Below are 15658 nucleotides of genomic sequence, written 5' to 3'. Positions count from 1 at the left end.
CCGGCCGGATCGCCGGCCAAGCTGATGGGGCGCACGTCGAACTCGCTCAATGTCAGCGAGGACGCGGCCATCGACAGCGCACCCTCTCCTTCAGTGTGTCTTCGATCGGGACTTCGCCCCGACCGGCGCGGCTCGACCCTGAACCCGGGCGCGCTGACGGACTCCGGCGGCGAGGGACATCTGACCGGCACGGATGGGCCCCGCAAGGGCGCCGGCGGGCGGGTCGTCGTCGAAACGACTACGGAAAGTGATGTCCGCGTGCGGGTCGGCCGCCGCGAGGGCTCGCACGCCTCCTTGTCCCGGCATGAACCTCACAGCTTCGCCAGGAAAGACGCCAGCGCCTCGTCGAACACGGCGGGCTGCTCGAGGTTGGGCAGATGCCCGGCACCGTCGACGATGACCAGGGCGGAATCCGGGATCAGGGCGTGCATCTCCTCCGCGTCGGCCACGGGGGTGAACTCGTCGTCCCGCCCCACCACGACCAGGGTCGGGACAGTGACAGTGGTGAGCAGCTCGCGGTAGTCGTCGCGCTCGGCCCGGCCTCGCAGGGCGGCTGCCGCGCCCGCAGGCGGGGCGCCGGTCATCATCGTCGTGACGTGGCCGGCCACGGCCGGCAGGGCCTCGACGTTGTAGGCCGCCAGCATCTTGGCCAGGTTCTCCCGGGCATACCACCCGCTGCCCTCGGCCTCGAAGCGGTCCGCCGCCGCCCGGCGAGCCTCGCGGCCCTCGGCCGTGTCGGTCCGGGGGAAGGTGTCGGCCAGGATCAGCCCGGTGATCCGCTCCGGGAACCGGCGGTAGCACTCCATGACGATCTGCCCGCCCATCGACAGCCCGCCCAGCACGAAGTCGCCGATCCCGAGATGGTCGGCCAGCCCCGCCACGTCCGCGGCGAAAACGGACAGCGGCGTCTTGCCCGGCACCACCGTCGATGCGCCGTAGCCACGCAGGTCGGCAGTGATCACGCGCCACTCCGACCCGGCCAGCGCCGCAACCTGCGGCCGCCACATCGAGCGATCGAAAGGATGCCCGTGCACCAGCACCAGCGGCCGCCCGGCCCCACTGTCGTCGTAGTCGATCGTGATCCCGTTGACGCTCGCTGCGCTCATGCGATCGACGCTAATGCGCCGCCGGGAAGGGCAGAACGGCCAATCCCGGGGTCGCGGCTGTCGCCACGGGCCACCTGACGCTCGCCGCACCCACGCCATCGACGCTAACGCGCCGCCCGGGAGGGCCTGACAGCTGCGAGATCGCGGCTGTCGCCACGGGCCACCTGACGCTCGCCGCGCCCACGCCATCGACGCTAACGCCCCGCCCGGGAGGGCCTGACAGCTGCCGGGGTGGCGGCTATCGCCACGGTCACTGCTGGGGAGACCTGTTTGGGGAGGACGAGCAGGCCGTCCGGGCCGGTTGCGCACAGGGCGGCGGCCTCGGCGACGCTCGGGGTGCCGACCGCAGCTGCCACCGCGCTGCTGGGGGTCGGGACCCGACGGGTGGACAGCTCGGCGGCGGTGAAGAGGACGAGCCGCCAGCCGTGCCGGGACGCCAGCGCTCGCACCGGGGCATCGGCGCCCCGGCGATCGAGCGTGGCCAGCACCGTGACGTCGGACGGGGTCAGGCCCGCCGCGACCAGGGCTGCGCCGACGGCGGCGCGCAGGTCGTCCGCGGTCGCCGAGCCGCGAGCGCCGACGCCGACCGCCGCCGTCACGCGCCTACACGAGCGGCCGACCGGGCACCCACCCGCGCCGCGCCACGGCCGGCCGGACGCGCGACGCCGCGAAGACCCGAGCAGGCAGCACCGCCCGCACCTGAGCTGGCCACGCCGCGGACACCCGAGCGGGCAGCACCGCGCGCACCTGAGCCGGCAACGCTGCGGACACCCGAGCCGGCAGCGCCGCGGGCGGCCGAGCAAGCACCGCCGCGGGCGGCGGCTGTCATAGGTCCGCGACCAGGCGGGAGGCGAAGCCGGGGTTTCCGGCCCAGTGCAGATGGAGGTAGGAGGCGTGCAGCGTCGCAGTGGCGAAGCCCTCGGGGTCGGCGCCGCGCCAGGCCCAAGCCGCGCCGCCGGCCGGGGAGAGCAGCAGGCCCGAGCGGGGGTGGACGGTGGTGCGGTGGAACTCGTGGCCCGTGACGCGAGTGCCTGCCGGGGCCAGTGGGCTGTCGGTGAGGGCGACCGCGTCGCGGTAGCCCAGGGTCAGCGACGGGGTCATGGCGGCTTCCGCGTCGATCACGCCGCACATGGGGGCGCCGTCGAGGGTGTGGCAGAGCCAGAGCAGGCCCGCGCATTCGGCGACTATCTTGCCTCCGTCCGCGGCCAGGTCGGTCACAGCGCGGCGCAGGGGCTTGTTGGCGGAGAGCTCCGCGGCGTACACCTCGGGGAAACCGCCGCCGACCACGAGCGCTCGGGTGCCGTCGGGCAGGGCCTCGTCGTGCAGCGGGTCGACGGTGACGACCTCCGCGCCCGCGCCTTGCAGCAGTTCGGCCGTCTCGGCGTACGCGAAGGAGAACGCGGGACCGCCGGCCAGCGCCACCACCGGCCGGCCGGTGACCGGTGAAGGGGCCTGCGGGGACCACGGCGCCGCGTCCAGCGGCGGGGCCGAGCGGGCGATCGCCATCACCTCAGCCAAGTCGACGGAGGCCTCGATCAGCGAGGCCAGCGCGTCCACCGACTCCCGGGCCTCGGCCCGGCGTTCGGCCGCCGGCACCAGGCCCAGGTGCCGCGACGGCGCGGCCACGGCATCGGCCCGGCGCATCGCCCCCAGCACGGGGGTGCCGACCTCCTCGCAGGCCTCGCGCAGGATCGCCTCGTGCCGTTCGGAGCCGACCCGGTTGAGGATCACGCCGGCCATACGCACGTTGCCGAAGCTGCGGAAACCGTGCACCAGCGCGGCGATCGAACGGCCCTGGGCGGCCGCGTCGACGACCAGGATCACCGGGGCGTCGAGCAGCTGGGCGACCTGAGCCGTCGAACCGGTCTCACCGGCGCCGGTGCGTCCGTCGTACAGGCCCATCACGCCCTCGACGATGGCGAGCGACGTGCCCGCCGAGCCGTGCGCGAACAGCGGACCGATCAGTTCCTCGCCGACCAGCACGGGGTCGAGGTTGCGGCCGGGCCGGCCCGCGGCCAGCGCGTGGTAGCCGGGGTCGATGTAGTCGGGCCCGACCTTGAACGGCGACACCGCCAGCCCGCGGCGCGCGAACGCCGCCAGCAGCCCGGTCGCCACCGTCGTCTTGCCGTGTCCCGAGGCGGGCGCGCCGATCACGACGCGCGGGATGGTCACCATTCGATGCCCTGCTGCCCCTTGCGGCCCGCGTCCATCGGATGTTTCACCTTCGTCATCTCGGTCACCAGGTCGGCCGCCTCGAGCAGGGCCGGCGCCGCGTCCCGGCCGGTGATCACCACGTGCTGGGTGCCGGGCCGGTCGGTCAGCGTGGCCACCACGTCGTCGACGTCGACCCAGCCCCACTTCATCGGATAGGTGAACTCGTCGAGCACCAGGAACTTGTACGTCTCGGCGGCCAGGTCCCGTTTGATCTGCGCCCAGCCTTCGGCGGCCTCGGCGGCGTGGTCGCGTTCGGTGCCCGCGCGCTGGATCCACGACCACCCTTCGCCCATTTTGTGCCAGGTCACGGGGGCTCCCCCGGCCTGGCCGAGCGCCTTGAGGGCGGATTCCTCGCCGACACGCCACTTCTCCGACTTGACGAACTGGAACACGCCGATCGGCCAGCCCGCGCTCCACGCCCGCAACGCCATGCCGAAGGCGGCCGTCGACTTGCCCTTGCCGTGTCCGGTGTGGACGGCCAGCACGGCCTGCCGCCGCCGCTGCCGGGTCGTCAGGCCGTCGTCCGGCACGGTCGTGACTTTGCCCTGCGGCATCAGGCGGCCCGTCCCGTCTCGAGGCTCTCCAGCGGCATCACGTCGGCGCCGAGCGCGGTGGCCAGCCGGGCGACCAGGCCGAGCCGGATCGGTCCCGACTCGCAGTCGACCACCACCGTCGACACACCGGCCAGCGCAGGAGCCACCCGTACGGGGTCGGGCCCGCTGGTCGCCCGCCCGTCGGTGACCACGATGAGCAGCGGACGCCGGCGCGGATCGCGGCGCCGTTCCGTGGCGATGGTCGCGGCCGCCCTTTTCAGGCCTTCGGCCAGCGGTGTACGCCCCCCGGTGCGCAGACCGGCCAGCCGGAGCACCCCCACTTCGTGGCTGGACGTGGGCGGCAGCACCTGCTCGGCGTCGCGCCCCCGAAACGTGATCATCCCGATCCGGTCGCGCCGCTGATACGCGTCCCGCAGCAACGACAACACGGCCGTCTTGACCAGAGTCATCCGCTTCCGCGCGGCCATCGACCCCGACGCGTCCACGACGAACAGCACCAGGTTCGATTCGCGTCCCACGTGGACGGCTTCGCGCAGATCCCGCGGAGCGACCAGCCGCTCCCGGACCTCCGGGCCGAACCCCGCACCCCGATTCACGCCCTCCCGGAACTCCGGGGCCGATTCCGCACCGCGCCGCAAGCCGTCCCGTGTCTCCGGGGCTGTTCCCGCACCGCGATGCGATGTGTCCGGCCGAGCCGGGGCCGACGTCGCCCCGCGGTGCAAGGCGGCGCGCAACGTCGCCGGCAGGTGCGGCGCTCCGGCCAGTCGGCCGCGGGGCACCCGCGACCCCACCACTCGCCCGCGCCGCGACAACGACGGTGAACGGCGCCCCGCGTGTCCGCCCTCGCCGCGCCGGGCGATCTGCAGCGTCTTGGTGCGGTAGGCCGCGCCGGGCGCGGCAGCAGCAGCACCCGGGCCGCCAGTTGCCCCGTCCCGAGACGGCCCCGCCTCGTCGCGTGCGCCCGCTTCGTCCCGGGTTGGCGCGGGCTCTTCGCCCGACGCCCCGTCTCCCCTACCGCCCAATTTTTCGGAAATGTCGGGCGAGAACGAGGAGTCGCGTGAGCCCGGATCCGCTCCACCGCGCGAAGGGCCGCCGCGGGGAGGGCCGCTCGGAGGGCCGCCGTCGGGCCCGGAATCGTCAGGCCCGGAACCGTCAGCTCCGCCCCCGTCAGGGTCGTCCTCCGGCCCCCGCTCCCCGGCCTGCGCCTCGGCTTGCGTCTGCTCGGCCTCCAGCTGCGCGTCCGCCTCGTTCAGGGCGTCCTCGAGCTTCTGCTCGTCGGTGCCCGGCGGGTCCAGCGGATCTTTCCGGCGCCGGTGCGGCAGCGCGAGCCGGGCGGCATCGCGGACGTCCGGCGGTGTCACCCGGTCCCGGCCGTGCCAGGCGGCCAGGGCCACCGCGCACCGCGCCACCACGATGTCCGCGCGCATGCCGTCGACCCCGTACGCGAGGCTGATCCGGGCGATCCGATCGAGCTCGCCGTCCGGCAGCACCACCCGCGGCAGCATCTCCCGCGCGGCCACGATCCGCGCCGCCAGCGCGACCTCGTCCTCCGCGAACCGCGCGGCGAACGTGTCCGGCGCGGCCTCGTACGCCAGCCGCCGCCGCACCACCTCGGCCCGGTCGCGGGCGTCGCGCGGCGCCGCCACGTTGACCACCAGGCCGAACCGGTCGACCAGCTGGGGCCGCGGCTCGCCCTCTTCCGGGTTCATCGTGCCGACCAGCAGGAACCGGGCCGCGTGTTTGACCGACACGCCGTCCCGCTCGACGTGGGCCCGGCCCATCGCCGCCGCGTCCAGCAGCAGGTCGACCAGGTGGTCGGGGAGCAGGTTGACCTCGTCGACGTAGAGCACCCCACGGTGCGCCGCCGCCAGCAGTCCGGGCTCGTACGCCTTGACCCCGTCGGCCAGGGCCCGCTGAATGTCGAGCGTGCCCACGACCCGGTCCTCGGTCGCCCCGACCGGCAGTTCCACCAGTGCGGCGGGCCGGTCGAGTCCGGGCGAGCCGGTGGCGTGCGGCCCGTCCGGGCAGAGCGGGTCGGGCGCGGCCGGGTCGCAGGCGAACCGGCAGCCGCGCACCACGGTCACGTCGGGCAGCAGCGCGGCCAGGGCCCGTACGACGGTGCTTTTGGCGGTGCCCTTCTCGCCGCGCACGAGCACTCCGCCCACGGCGGGCGAGACGGCGGTCAGCAGCAGGGCGAGGCGCAGGTCGGGCAGGCCGACCACGGCCGAGAACGGGTACGGCGTCACGTGGATCTCCTTCTGCGCGGGTGTCCACGCCCGCGCGGCGAATGGCACGAGCGGCCGGAGTTCCTGGCTTCCGGATCGCTGCTCGACGCCTGCCCGGCCGTGCGGGCCGTGGCGTTCGCGCGGGTCGCTCCCCGGTCACAGTGGCGGGACCGCCCCGGATTCGCACCGGGTTCCTCCGCTTCCGCTCGCCCGCCACTCTTTCTCACCGGCGAGCGCGGCGTCAACGCGGGGTGACCATCGCCGCGTTCAAAGGCGAGCGCGGGGTGACCATCGCCGCGTTCAAAGGCGAGCGCGGGGTGACCGTCGCCGCGTTCAAAGACGACCGGGCCGTCAACGCGGCGTGGGCTGCACCGCGTCGTCGACGGCCTTCTCCGTGGTCGGCAGGGGCTGCGGGGCGAGCCGGTCGAGTTCCTTCACCACGTCCTGCACGGCCAGCGCCGATGTCTCCACCAGCGGCCGCAGCCGGGCGTAGAGCTCGGCGTTCACCGGGTCGGGTTCGGTCCGCGCGCCCAGCGGCACCAGTTCGGCCGCGGCGTCGAGGTCGGGCAGTTCACCGATGGCGTGCCAGGCCAGCAGGCAGGCCCCGAGCGCAGTGCCCTCGGGCGTGTCGGCGACCGACACCGGCAGGTCGAGCGTGGCCGCGAGCACCCCGACCCAGAGTTCCGACGCGACCGCCCCGCCGGTGGCCCGTACGGAGGAGAGCGCAATGCCCTCGGCCGTGAACGAGTCCTTGACCAGGGCCAGCTGCTGGCACACACCCTCGACGGCCGAGCGCACCAGGTGGGCCCGCCCGTGTTCGCGGCGCAGACCCAGGTAGGCGCCGCGCAGGCCAGGCCGCCACCAGGGCGCGCGTTCGCCCAGCAGGTAGGGCAGGCAGAGCAGGCCGTCGCTGCCCGCCCCCACGCCTTGGGCCTCGATCAGCAGCGCGGCGTCGCGCTCGTCGGCGTCCTCCCCTTCGGCGCCGGGCCGCTCGAAACCGCCCGCGAAGCTCTGCCCGGCCCAGCGCACGACCGAACCCGCGTTGTTGACCGCGCCGCCGATCACCCACCGGTCCTCGGTCAGCGCGTAACAGAACAGCCGGCCCGCCTTGTCGGCCGTGGGCCGGTCGACCACCGTCCGCAGGGCGCCGCTCGTGCCCAGCGAGATCGCCGCGACACCGGCCGGGGTGGCGCCCACGCCCAGGTTGGCCAGTGGCCCGTCGGCCGCCCCGATGATCAGCGGCGTCCCCGGGTCGAGACCGGCGGCCCGGGCCACGTCGGGCCGCAGCCGCAGCGTCGTGGTGGTCGGCAGCACCTCGGCCAGCTGCTCGGCCCGCACGCCGGCCAGGTCGAGGGCTTCCGGATCCCAGCGCCGCTCGTGAATGTCGTACAGCCCGGTGCCGCTGGCGAGCGACAGGTCCACCGCGTACGGGGCGTCGGCCAGCCCGGCCAGCACGAGCTCCTTGACGCCACCCCAGCGCGGCGTGCGCTGCAGGGTCTCGGGGTCGTTGTCGCGCCACCAGGCCAGCTTGGTCAGCGGGGACATGGGGTGGACCGGCGTGCCCGTACGGGCTTGCAGCCGTTTGCCCCGGCCCTCGGCCACGATCCGCTCGCTCTGCTCCCCGGCCCGCCCGTCGGCCCACGTGACCAGCGCGCCGAGCGGGCTGCCGGCGGCGTCCATCGGCACCACCGCGTGCAGGAACGCGCTGAGCCCGACGGCCGCGACCCGGTCCCCGTTCTCCCGGCAGGCGGCGGCCACGTCGATCAGCGCCTTGACCGCGGCGTTGCGCAGCGCGAGCGGGTCGAGTTCGGCGCGGCCGGAGCCGGGCACACTCAACGGGTAGTGGACGCTGGTCTGCGCACGCAAGCTGCCGTCCGGCGCGGCGGCGATGCCCTTCGTCGCGGTGGTCCCGGTGTCGATCCCGATCACAACGTCCATGACCCAAACCTATCGGTCAGCGCAGGACGAAGCTCGCCGAGCGGCCGGCGCGCGACGTCACCTCCAGCTCGGTCGCGGCCGCGGGGATCAGGGCGGCGTCCCCGGCGACGGGCAGGGCGCTCCCGTCCCGTACGCGGTAACGCAGCTGGCAGTCGGGGGCGGCCACGACCCAGCCGATGCCGGAGGGCAGCCGCAGGTAGAGGACCGGCACGACTTTGCCGCCACCGTCGTCGAGCCGGGCCGTCAGCCCCGCGGCGGAGTCGCCCAGATAGCGCGCCTCGGGGATGTCGGCGGGCGGGGCGGCCAGGCAGAACGCGCGGGCCCGGCCGTTGAGCGCCAGCGTCTGCACCACGAGCTGGCGGCCGTCCAGGATCATGCCGCGCAGGTACCACTCGGTCGGGCCGGTCCAGACCCCCACCCCGTACGGGTCCAGGTAGCCTTCACGCTCCGACACATCCCACACGGCCCGGTCGGGCGCGGTGGCCGGCGCCCCGGGCATCACCCGCTCGACCTTCTGCGGATACGGCACCACCGGTGACGGGGCCGTGGTCGCGCTGGACGGGGCGACCGGCACCGGCTCGTCGCCGACCCGCAGCGCGTACCGCTGGGACCGGACCCGCCGCTGGAAGACCAGGTCGCCGTGCAACGTGACGAACCGCCGGGTGACCCGTCCGGCCGCGTCGATCGTGTAGTTCTCCGAGAGGTGCACGGCCTGGTCCCCGGTGACGATGATCAGCTGATCACGCCGGACGCCGGTGGCCAGCGCGACCGGCGCCACGGTGCCCCGGGCGACGAGCCGGGTGCCGCCGAGCCCTCGCAACTGCCCGTCGACGGTCTCGACGAAGCCCTGCAGATCGAGCCCGGAGCCCTCCGACGGCTGGCTGAGCAAACCCACCGGCCCGGCCGCGGTCGTGCCGGCCCACCGCACGGTGATCTCGCCGGTGGCGTGCGGCATCGCCGCCTGCCAGGCCGCGCGCATCCGTTCCAGCAGCGCCGCATCCCCGGCCAGGTCACCCCGGGTCACCCTGCGCGGCTCGGTCCGGTTGCCGCTCAGGGCCGGCGCCGCACCCGCCGCGGCCACCACCGCCAGGGCCCCGCCCAGCACGGTCCGGCGCCGGACGACCCGCCGGCGACCCCGCGTACGCACCCGGTCGAGCAGGTCGGGCGCCGGGCTGAGGTGGTCGGTGGCCCGGGCCAGCACGTCCCGGACGTCGGTGTCGGTCATCGCTCTCCCCCATCGGTGACCAGGGACGGCCCGAGCACCTGCTTGAGCCGGTCGAGCCCGCGCGACGCGTTGCTCTTGACCGTGCCCTCACTGCAGCCCAGCGCCTCCGCGACCTCGTGCACCGGCAGATCGTCCAGGTAGCGCAGCACGACGGCGGCCCGCTGCCGGGGCGGCAGGTCACGCAGCGCCCCGAGCACCACTTCCCGGATCGCCACGACGTCCCCGTGGTCGCGGCCCGCCCGTTCGTGCTCGGCGCCCAGCGGCGTCTCCGGCCGCCGGGCCCGCCACCGCCAGCGGTTCGTCGCCCGGTTGACCAGGGCCTTGCGCGCGTACGCCTCCGGGGCGCCCTCGATCCGCCGCCAGCGCACGTACATCTGCTCGAGCACTTCCTGCAGCAGATCCTCGGCGGCGTGCCGGTCCCCGGTCAGCAGGTACGCGACCCGCAGCAGCCCCGTCGATCGGCTGCGCACGAAGTCGTCGAACCCCGCTCCCGCCATCCCCGTCGTCTCCCCTGGTCGCCTTCATCCTCTCAGGACAACCAGGACCCGTCGGGGGTTGCTTCTCAGGCAGAAGAAGTTTCCCGTACGCCTCCCGCAGCTCGGCGAAGCCGGATCCGGAACTGGCATGCACAGCCACATCGGGCGGGTCGCCGCCCCCTCAGGCTTCAGGAGCAGCCGGGCCCAGCCGCCTTGCCGCCGACGATCCGGTAGGCCGAGATGTCGCCGTCCAGATACCCCTTGAGTTCGGTGATCGACTTCGGGGCGTCCCCGCTGACGCCGGCGAAGGCCACGATCGCGGAGTTCACCGCGCGGCAGGTGGCCTTGTCGGCGGCGGCTCGCGCCTTCTCCTCCGCCCCTCGCACGTCGTACTGAGAGTAAGAAAAGCCAGCAATACTGAGAGTGACAGCAGCGGTCACGGGAATATGTAAGAGGCGCACAGATGCACCTTAAGCAACATTACTCAGAGTATTACCCTGGCCGAACGGACGAGTAAAGCAGCCGCGCGTATCACTCCGGGTAGAAGTTCTAAAGCCCGGCGAGCGGGACGTTCGCCTGCAGGAACGCCAGAATCTGGGCGGACACCCGGCCGTACTGAGGGCCACCGGGGCGGAGGAACTCTCCGTGACGGCCGCCGCGGACGATCACGAACTGTTTCGACGGGGGTGCCAGCCGGTAGGCCTCCCGCCCGGCCCGCAGCGGCACGACCCGGTCGCGATCGCCGTGCAGGAACAGCAGGGGCGCCGGTGGCCCGCCGAAGGTCGCCGGGCGGCGCCCGCTGATCGTCACCCCGGCCCGCAGGTAGGCCGGATGCCCCGGCCCGAACAGCCCCAGCGTGGTGGTGCCCCCGGCCGAGAACCCGACGGCGCCCACCCGGTTCACGTCGAGGCGCCCGGCCAGCGGGTCGCCCGCCGCACGGTCCAGCGCCCGCACGGCCTCGATCACGTACGCCGCGTCCAGATGCTGCTGAGGAATGTCGCGCCGGTCGACACGGACCAGGCCGTTCGTGTGCGGGTAGGCCGGCGCGGCCACCACGTAGCCCGCCTCGGCCCAGCCCGCGGCCAGCGGCGCGAACTGCCGCGGCAGCCCGCCCAGGCCGTGGCTGAACAGGATGATCGGGTGCCGGCCGGTGAGGTGCCCGCGATACCAGAGCGTGGTCGGCAGGGGGCGGTCGGAGCCGCGCGCGAGGGCGAGTGTCCGGGTCACCACGGCCTCCTGCGCCGACGCCGGCGGGACCGGACCGAAACCGTCCAGCAGCAGGGCCAGCAGAACCAGCACCACCGCGAGTCTGCGCACGTCGTGAGCGTAGGAACGTCACGCAAGACAGGCGATCGCCGTTGTGGGTGACGATGAGACGACGAACATTGCTGGCGGTCGGCGCAACCGTCGGGGCGGCCGCCGGACTGGTGGGATATCGCAGCCGATCGGACGGATCCGAGCCGGTCATCCCGTACGCCCCGGTGGGTGACGAGCGGCTCGACAAGCGTGAGTCACGCGCGCGCGGGCGGATCGTCGACTTCTACACGGCGGTGCCGGCGGGTCACGGATCCGGCCGGGGCCTGCCCGTCTGCCTGGTGCTGCACGGCGCCTCCAAGACGGCCGCCGATTTTCCCGCGCTCGGCCTGGGCCGTTTCCTGACCGATGCGGTACGCCGGGGCAAGGCCCCGTTCGTGCTGGCCGGCGCGACCGGCGACCGTCTGCAGTGGCGTCCCCACGCCGGCGACGACCCGCAGCGGATGGTGCACGAGGAGATCCCCCGCTGGTGTGCGCAGCGTGGCTTCGACACGTCGCGGATCGCGCTGCTGGGCTGGTCGATGGGTGGCTACGGCTCGCTGCTGCTGGCCGAGGCGGACCCAGGTTTCGCGCGGGCGGTGGTCGCGCTGTCCCCCGCCGTACGGGAAGGGGATGAGATCTTCACCGCGGCCCCGCGGCTCCGGGGCACGAAGGTGGGTCTGTGGTGCGGTCGTCAGGACGGGTTGCTCGACGACGTGCGCGCGCTCGCGAAGGCCCTGCCCGAGCCGCCCGCCGCGGGATCGTTCGCCGACGGCCGGCACAACTTCGGCTACTGGTCGCGTTGCCTGCCCGCCGGGATGGACTTCGTGAGTGAAGCTTTACGGCGCTGAGTCACGTTCCGTACGGTAATGACACAGAGCAACGGTCCCATCACGCTGGAGGATCCCATGCGTCGTGCCGCCGCCGTCCTCGCCCTCGTCCTCGCCGGTCTCTGGATCGCCACGCCGGCGCAGGCCTTCGCCCACAACGCCGTGCACAACGCGGCGATGCACGCCCTGCTCGACGCCCTCACCCTGGTCCTGGTCTCCGCGCCGGTGTGGACGGCCCTGCTGTGGAGCGGCGGCAACCGGTGGTGGCTGGCCGGCCTCGTCGCCGTCGTGCAGATCCCGGTCGCGATCATCGGCTTCGCGCCGATCGCCCACCCGTACCTGCACCTGTCGCTGTTCGTGATCGCCCTTGCCCTGACCGCCGTCTCGCTGCGCGTGGTCCGCCGGCACGCCCGTGCGACGACAGCACCGGTCAAGGCCTGATCCACGTCCCCGACGGTGCCCGCACGGCCAGGCCCACCACGGCCTGGCCGTCGCGCACCAGTTCGACGTCGGGGCAGCCGTCGGCCGGCTCGTGCCATCCGCCACCGGGATCGCGGACGGCGTTGTGCCGGCAGTGCTCCTCGTCCACGTAACCCCACGCCATCAGCAGGTCGCGACCGCCGATCGAGTAGCGTCCGACGGTCGCGATCCGGTCACCCTCGGCGCGGCGGAAGTAGTCGGCGCGCAGACCGGGCACGGGCTCACCCTCGAACGGGGCGTCGAACACCGTCCGGTGCGGCGTGAATTCGCTCAGGTCCGGAAGCACCCGCACATCCCAGCACACTCCGCGCACCGGACCGGTCATTTCACAACGGACCGGCACGGTTGAGTGATCTGGTTTTAACCTGCCTGTCAAGTGTGATGCCGGACAATGAGCAGGTGGTGACCGAGACGATGATGCCGGTCAACGGCATCGAGCTGTGCGTGGAGACGTTCGGCGAGCCCGGCGACCCGGCGTTGCTGCTCATCGCGGGGGCGACCGGCTCGATGGACTGGTGGGACGACGAGTTCTGCCGCCGCCTGGCCGCGGGCGGGCGCTACGTGATCCGCTACGACCATCGCGACACCGGCCGGTCGACGTCGTTCCCGGCCGGCGCGCCGCCCTACTCCGATGTGGACCTTTCGCACGACGCGCTGGGCGTGCTCGACGCGCTCGGCGTGCATCGGGCCCACCTGGTCGGCCTGTCCATGGGGGGCGTGCTCGCACAGCGCATCGCCGTCGAGCGCCCGCACCGGGTGCTGTCGCTCACGTTGATCGCCACCAGCGCGTCCCTTTCCCCGTACGGGGTCCGGCCGTCCGACGCCGAGCCGCAGTGGACGGACCGCCGCTCCGCAGTCGAAGGCATCGTGGCCGCCGCCCGCCGCCTGGGTGGCCCGTTCACCGCCGACGACCCGCACCTGCGCCGCCTGGCCGAGCGCGTCTTCGACCGTACGCACAACATGGCCGCGGCTCAGACGAACCATTTCCGCTGCGCCGGCGGCCCGCCCGTGGGCGATCGCCTGCACGAGCTCACCGCGCCCACGCTGATCCTGCACGGCACGCTGGACCCGCTGGTCCCGGCGCCGCACGCGCAGAAGCTGTGCGACCAGATCCCCGGCTCCCGGCTGGTGTGGCTCGAGGGGGTCGGCCACGAGTTCCCGCCCGCGGCCGTCTGGGCCCAGGTGATCGACGAGATCATCGACCAGGCCGGCCGCCGCACCCAGCCGGCCTGACCGAGGGCCGCTACCCGCGGCGCGGGCCGGTCCCCGCACGCCACCGGCCCGCCCGAGGGCCGCTACCGGTGGCGCAGGGCGGTCAGACCGGCCCGGCCGCGGCTGCTACTTGCGGCGCAGGGCGGTCAGACCGGCCCGGCCGCGGCTCCTACTTGCGGCGCAGGGCGGTCAGACCGGCCCGGCCGCGGCTGCTACTTGCGGCGCAGGGCGTCGAGCATGCGCAGGCCGGCGAAGAGTGAGCCGCCGACCGCCAGCATGTAGACGAACAGCAGGGCCGCCGCCGAACCCGAACCCGCCACCGCGAAGAAGAACGCCGCGGCGAGGGCGGCGGTGCCCGACCCGATCGTGATGAACCAGCCGGTCGCCTTCTCGGCGGGCGTCCACTGCGGGGAAGCACTGGCCATCAGCATCCCCACGAACGGCCCGACCCCCGGCAGCACGAACGCGCCCGCCGTCATCAACCCGACCGCCGTGTACTCGGCGGCCCCACCCCGCACCGCTCCCCCACCGGTGGCGGCCGGCGGGGGAGGCGGCGGGATCAGGGCGGGCAACTTCAGGTGCGGCGGCACGTGACCGCGCCGAGCCGCCGCCACCAGCGCCTCCGGCGGCCCTAACCGGCGCAGGATCTCGGCCGGGTCGTCGATCGGCGACGACGGCGAGGTGCGGCGCATGGCGATGTAGTCGGCCACCGTCGTCATCAGCTCGTCACGCAACTCGGGCGCGAGGTCATCGCTCTGCGCCCACAGCGCGGCGAGATAATCCAGGACGATCACGTCCGTGTGCTCGAGCGGTGCCGTCGTCATCGTTCTTCCCCCTGCCAAGTCGGTAGGACCAGCATCGACGGGCCGGAAGAAGATGACATCTGCCCGCGGACCAGATCCGGCCCGGCCGCTACGACTTTCGGCCGACCCCCGCGGGACACTGGAAGCATGCGCCTGGTTTCCCTGCTGCCCTCGGCCACCGAGATCGTCTACGCGCTCGACCTGGGCGACCAGCTCGTCGGCGTGACCTTCGAGTGCGACGAACCCCCATCGGCCCGCCAGGAGAAGACGGTGGTGGTCGGCGGCAAGGACACCCGCGGCATGACCCCCGGCGAGATCGACGCGTACGTCCGGGGCCGCCTCGCGGACGGCGGTGACCTTTACACCCTGCACGCCGACGCGCTGGCCGGCCTCGACCCCGACCTGATCCTGACGCAGGACCTGTGCCGGGTGTGCGCGCTGCCGTCGGGCCACGTCACCGACGCCCTCGACCATCTGGGCTGCCGCGCCGACGTGGTCTCCCTGGACCCGTACAGCCTGGACGAGGTGCTGCAGACGATCGCCGAGGTGGGCGCGGCGGCCGGCGTGCCGGACCGGGCATCGGCGCTGATCACCGCCCTGCGCGACCGCCTGGCCCGCGTCGCCGCCGCCGTCGCCGGGCGGCCCCGGCCCCGCGTGGCGATCGTGGAGTGGGTCGACCCTCCGTTCACCGCGGGCCACTGGGTGCCCGACCTGGTGACCGCGGCAGGCGGCGAACCGGTGGCCGCCCACGCGGGCAAACGTTCCGTCGAGACCACGTACGCGGAACTGATCGCCGCTGCCCCCGACATCGTCCTGGTCACGCCGTGCGGTTTCCACCTGGGCGGCGCGATCGAACAGGCCCGGCAGGTGGCCCCCCACTTCCCCGACGCCCAGGTGTGGGCGCTCGACGCCGACGGCCTCATCGTCCGCCCCGGCCCCCGCCTGGTCGACGGCGTGGAAGCGATAGCCGCCATCCTGCACCCCGACGTGTTCGACGCCCACGAGGCCACATCGAGGGTGCACCTCCCGGAGTGAAAGAAGGTGCGGCCGGCAGGGCTGGGACCGGGGAAGCCAGCCACGCCAGAGCCGCAACCATCGGAAGAAACCCTGCTCCGAAACCGAAATACCCCGATAGTCCGGCCTGCCCGTTGCAGCTAGCTCGGGCGGACGACGACCTGGAGACCCACCGGCGAAAGCAATGCCCTTAAGGTGACCCTCTATATCCGGTGAGCGAACGAGAGGCACCACGGGCGACCCACAATGGGGTCTCCGCGTGGTCGCTTACATTCGCCCACCGGATTC

At 73.7% G+C, this 15658-nt stretch carries 16 protein-coding genes and 1 riboswitch; of the genes, 4 read left to right on the top strand and 12 right to left on the bottom strand.

The features are described from left to right. Nucleotides 1–311: 311 nt before the first annotated feature. From BKA14_RS04570 to BKA14_RS04525, 10 genes are all read right to left on the bottom strand, one after another. Nucleotides 312–1106, bottom strand: a complete 795-nt coding sequence (locus BKA14_RS04570) for an alpha/beta fold hydrolase (RefSeq protein ID WP_184949680.1) — start codon at nt 1104–1106, stop codon at nt 312–314. Nucleotides 1107–1300: 194 nt separating this feature from the next. Beyond that, nucleotides 1301–1705, bottom strand: coding sequence for a cobalamin biosynthesis protein (locus BKA14_RS04565; protein WP_184949679.1), 405 nt, complete (start codon nt 1703–1705; stop codon nt 1301–1303). 226 nt (nt 1706–1931) lie between these two features. Then, nucleotides 1932–3281 (bottom strand): cobyrinic acid a,c-diamide synthase CobB, encoded by a 1350-nt coding sequence (locus BKA14_RS04560; RefSeq protein WP_184949678.1) that lies wholly within the window; start codon nt 3279–3281, stop codon nt 1932–1934. Beyond that, on the bottom strand, nt 3275–3874 hold the full coding sequence (gene cobO, locus BKA14_RS04555; protein ID WP_184949677.1) for a cob(I)yrinic acid a,c-diamide adenosyltransferase: 600 nt from the start codon (nt 3872–3874) through the stop codon (nt 3275–3277). Before cobO ends, BKA14_RS04560 begins: the two co-directional genes overlap by 7 nt. Beyond that, nucleotides 3874–6120 (bottom strand): VWA domain-containing protein, encoded by a 2247-nt coding sequence (locus tag BKA14_RS04550; RefSeq protein ID WP_184949676.1) that lies wholly within the window; start codon nt 6118–6120, stop codon nt 3874–3876. Before BKA14_RS04550 ends, cobO begins: the two co-directional genes overlap by 1 nt. 58 nt (nt 6121–6178) lie before the next feature. Next, nucleotides 6179–6295: riboswitch (cobalamin riboswitch) on the bottom strand. Between the two features lie 155 nt (nt 6296–6450). After that, nucleotides 6451–8037 (bottom strand): gluconokinase, encoded by a 1587-nt coding sequence (locus BKA14_RS04545; RefSeq protein WP_184949675.1) that lies wholly within the window; start codon nt 8035–8037, stop codon nt 6451–6453. Between the two features lie 16 nt (nt 8038–8053). Further along, a complete protein-coding gene (locus BKA14_RS04540) occupies nt 8054–9262 on the bottom strand; it encodes a hypothetical protein (RefSeq protein ID WP_184949674.1) in 1209 nt (402 codons plus the stop codon). Further along, nucleotides 9259–9759 (bottom strand): SigE family RNA polymerase sigma factor, encoded by a 501-nt coding sequence (locus BKA14_RS04535; RefSeq protein WP_184949673.1) that lies wholly within the window; start codon nt 9757–9759, stop codon nt 9259–9261. Before BKA14_RS04535 ends, BKA14_RS04540 begins: the two co-directional genes overlap by 4 nt. 167 nt (nt 9760–9926) lie before the next feature. Next, nucleotides 9927–10124: a hypothetical protein gene (locus tag BKA14_RS04530; protein WP_221477225.1), complete on the bottom strand. Its 198-nt coding sequence runs from the start codon at nt 10122–10124 to the stop codon at nt 9927–9929. Nucleotides 10125–10287: 163 nt separating this feature from the next. Next, a complete protein-coding gene (locus tag BKA14_RS04525; RefSeq protein WP_184949671.1) occupies nt 10288–11055 on the bottom strand; it encodes an alpha/beta hydrolase family protein in 768 nt (255 codons plus the stop codon). Nucleotides 11056–11108: 53 nt separating this feature from the next. Between BKA14_RS04525 and BKA14_RS04520 the strand changes: the two genes are divergently transcribed. Together BKA14_RS04520 and BKA14_RS04515 are read left to right on the top strand one after the other, a co-directional pair. Continuing rightward, on the top strand, nt 11109–11882 hold the full coding sequence (locus tag BKA14_RS04520; RefSeq protein ID WP_184949670.1) for an alpha/beta hydrolase-fold protein: 774 nt from the start codon (nt 11109–11111) through the stop codon (nt 11880–11882). Between the two features lie 18 nt (nt 11883–11900). Next, nucleotides 11901–12302, top strand: a complete 402-nt coding sequence (locus BKA14_RS04515; protein WP_239092492.1) for a hypothetical protein — start codon at nt 11901–11903, stop codon at nt 12300–12302. Here the strand turns inward: BKA14_RS04515 and BKA14_RS04510 are convergent. Further along, entirely contained in the window at nt 12292–12627 is a 336-nt protein-coding gene (locus tag BKA14_RS04510; RefSeq protein ID WP_184949669.1) for a hypothetical protein, read from the bottom strand. The genes BKA14_RS04515 and BKA14_RS04510 overlap by 11 nt on opposite strands. Nucleotides 12628–12743: 116 nt before the next feature. Between BKA14_RS04510 and BKA14_RS04505 the strand changes: the two genes are divergently transcribed. Then, complete coding sequence (locus tag BKA14_RS04505; RefSeq protein WP_239092493.1) at nt 12744–13574, top strand: alpha/beta fold hydrolase; 831 nt, start codon at nt 12744–12746, stop codon at nt 13572–13574. A gap of 191 nt (nt 13575–13765) precedes the next feature. Here BKA14_RS04505 and BKA14_RS04500 read toward each other — a convergent pair whose 3' ends face one another. Then, nucleotides 13766–14377, bottom strand: coding sequence for an HAAS signaling domain-containing protein (locus BKA14_RS04500; protein ID WP_184949667.1), 612 nt, complete (start codon nt 14375–14377; stop codon nt 13766–13768). Nucleotides 14378–14503: 126 nt separating this feature from the next. Here BKA14_RS04500 and BKA14_RS04495 point away from each other — a divergent pair, with 126 nt between their 5' ends. Beyond that, a complete protein-coding gene (locus tag BKA14_RS04495; protein WP_184949666.1) occupies nt 14504–15391 on the top strand; it encodes an ABC transporter substrate-binding protein in 888 nt (295 codons plus the stop codon). Nucleotides 15392–15658: the final 267 nt, after the last annotated feature.

It is taken from the genome of Paractinoplanes abujensis (genome assembly GCF_014204895.1).
Classification (GTDB): Bacteria; Actinomycetota; Actinomycetes; order Mycobacteriales; family Micromonosporaceae; genus Actinoplanes; species Actinoplanes abujensis.
Note: the sequence above shows the minus strand (reverse complement) of the source record. Positions and strands in the feature narration are given on the sequence as shown.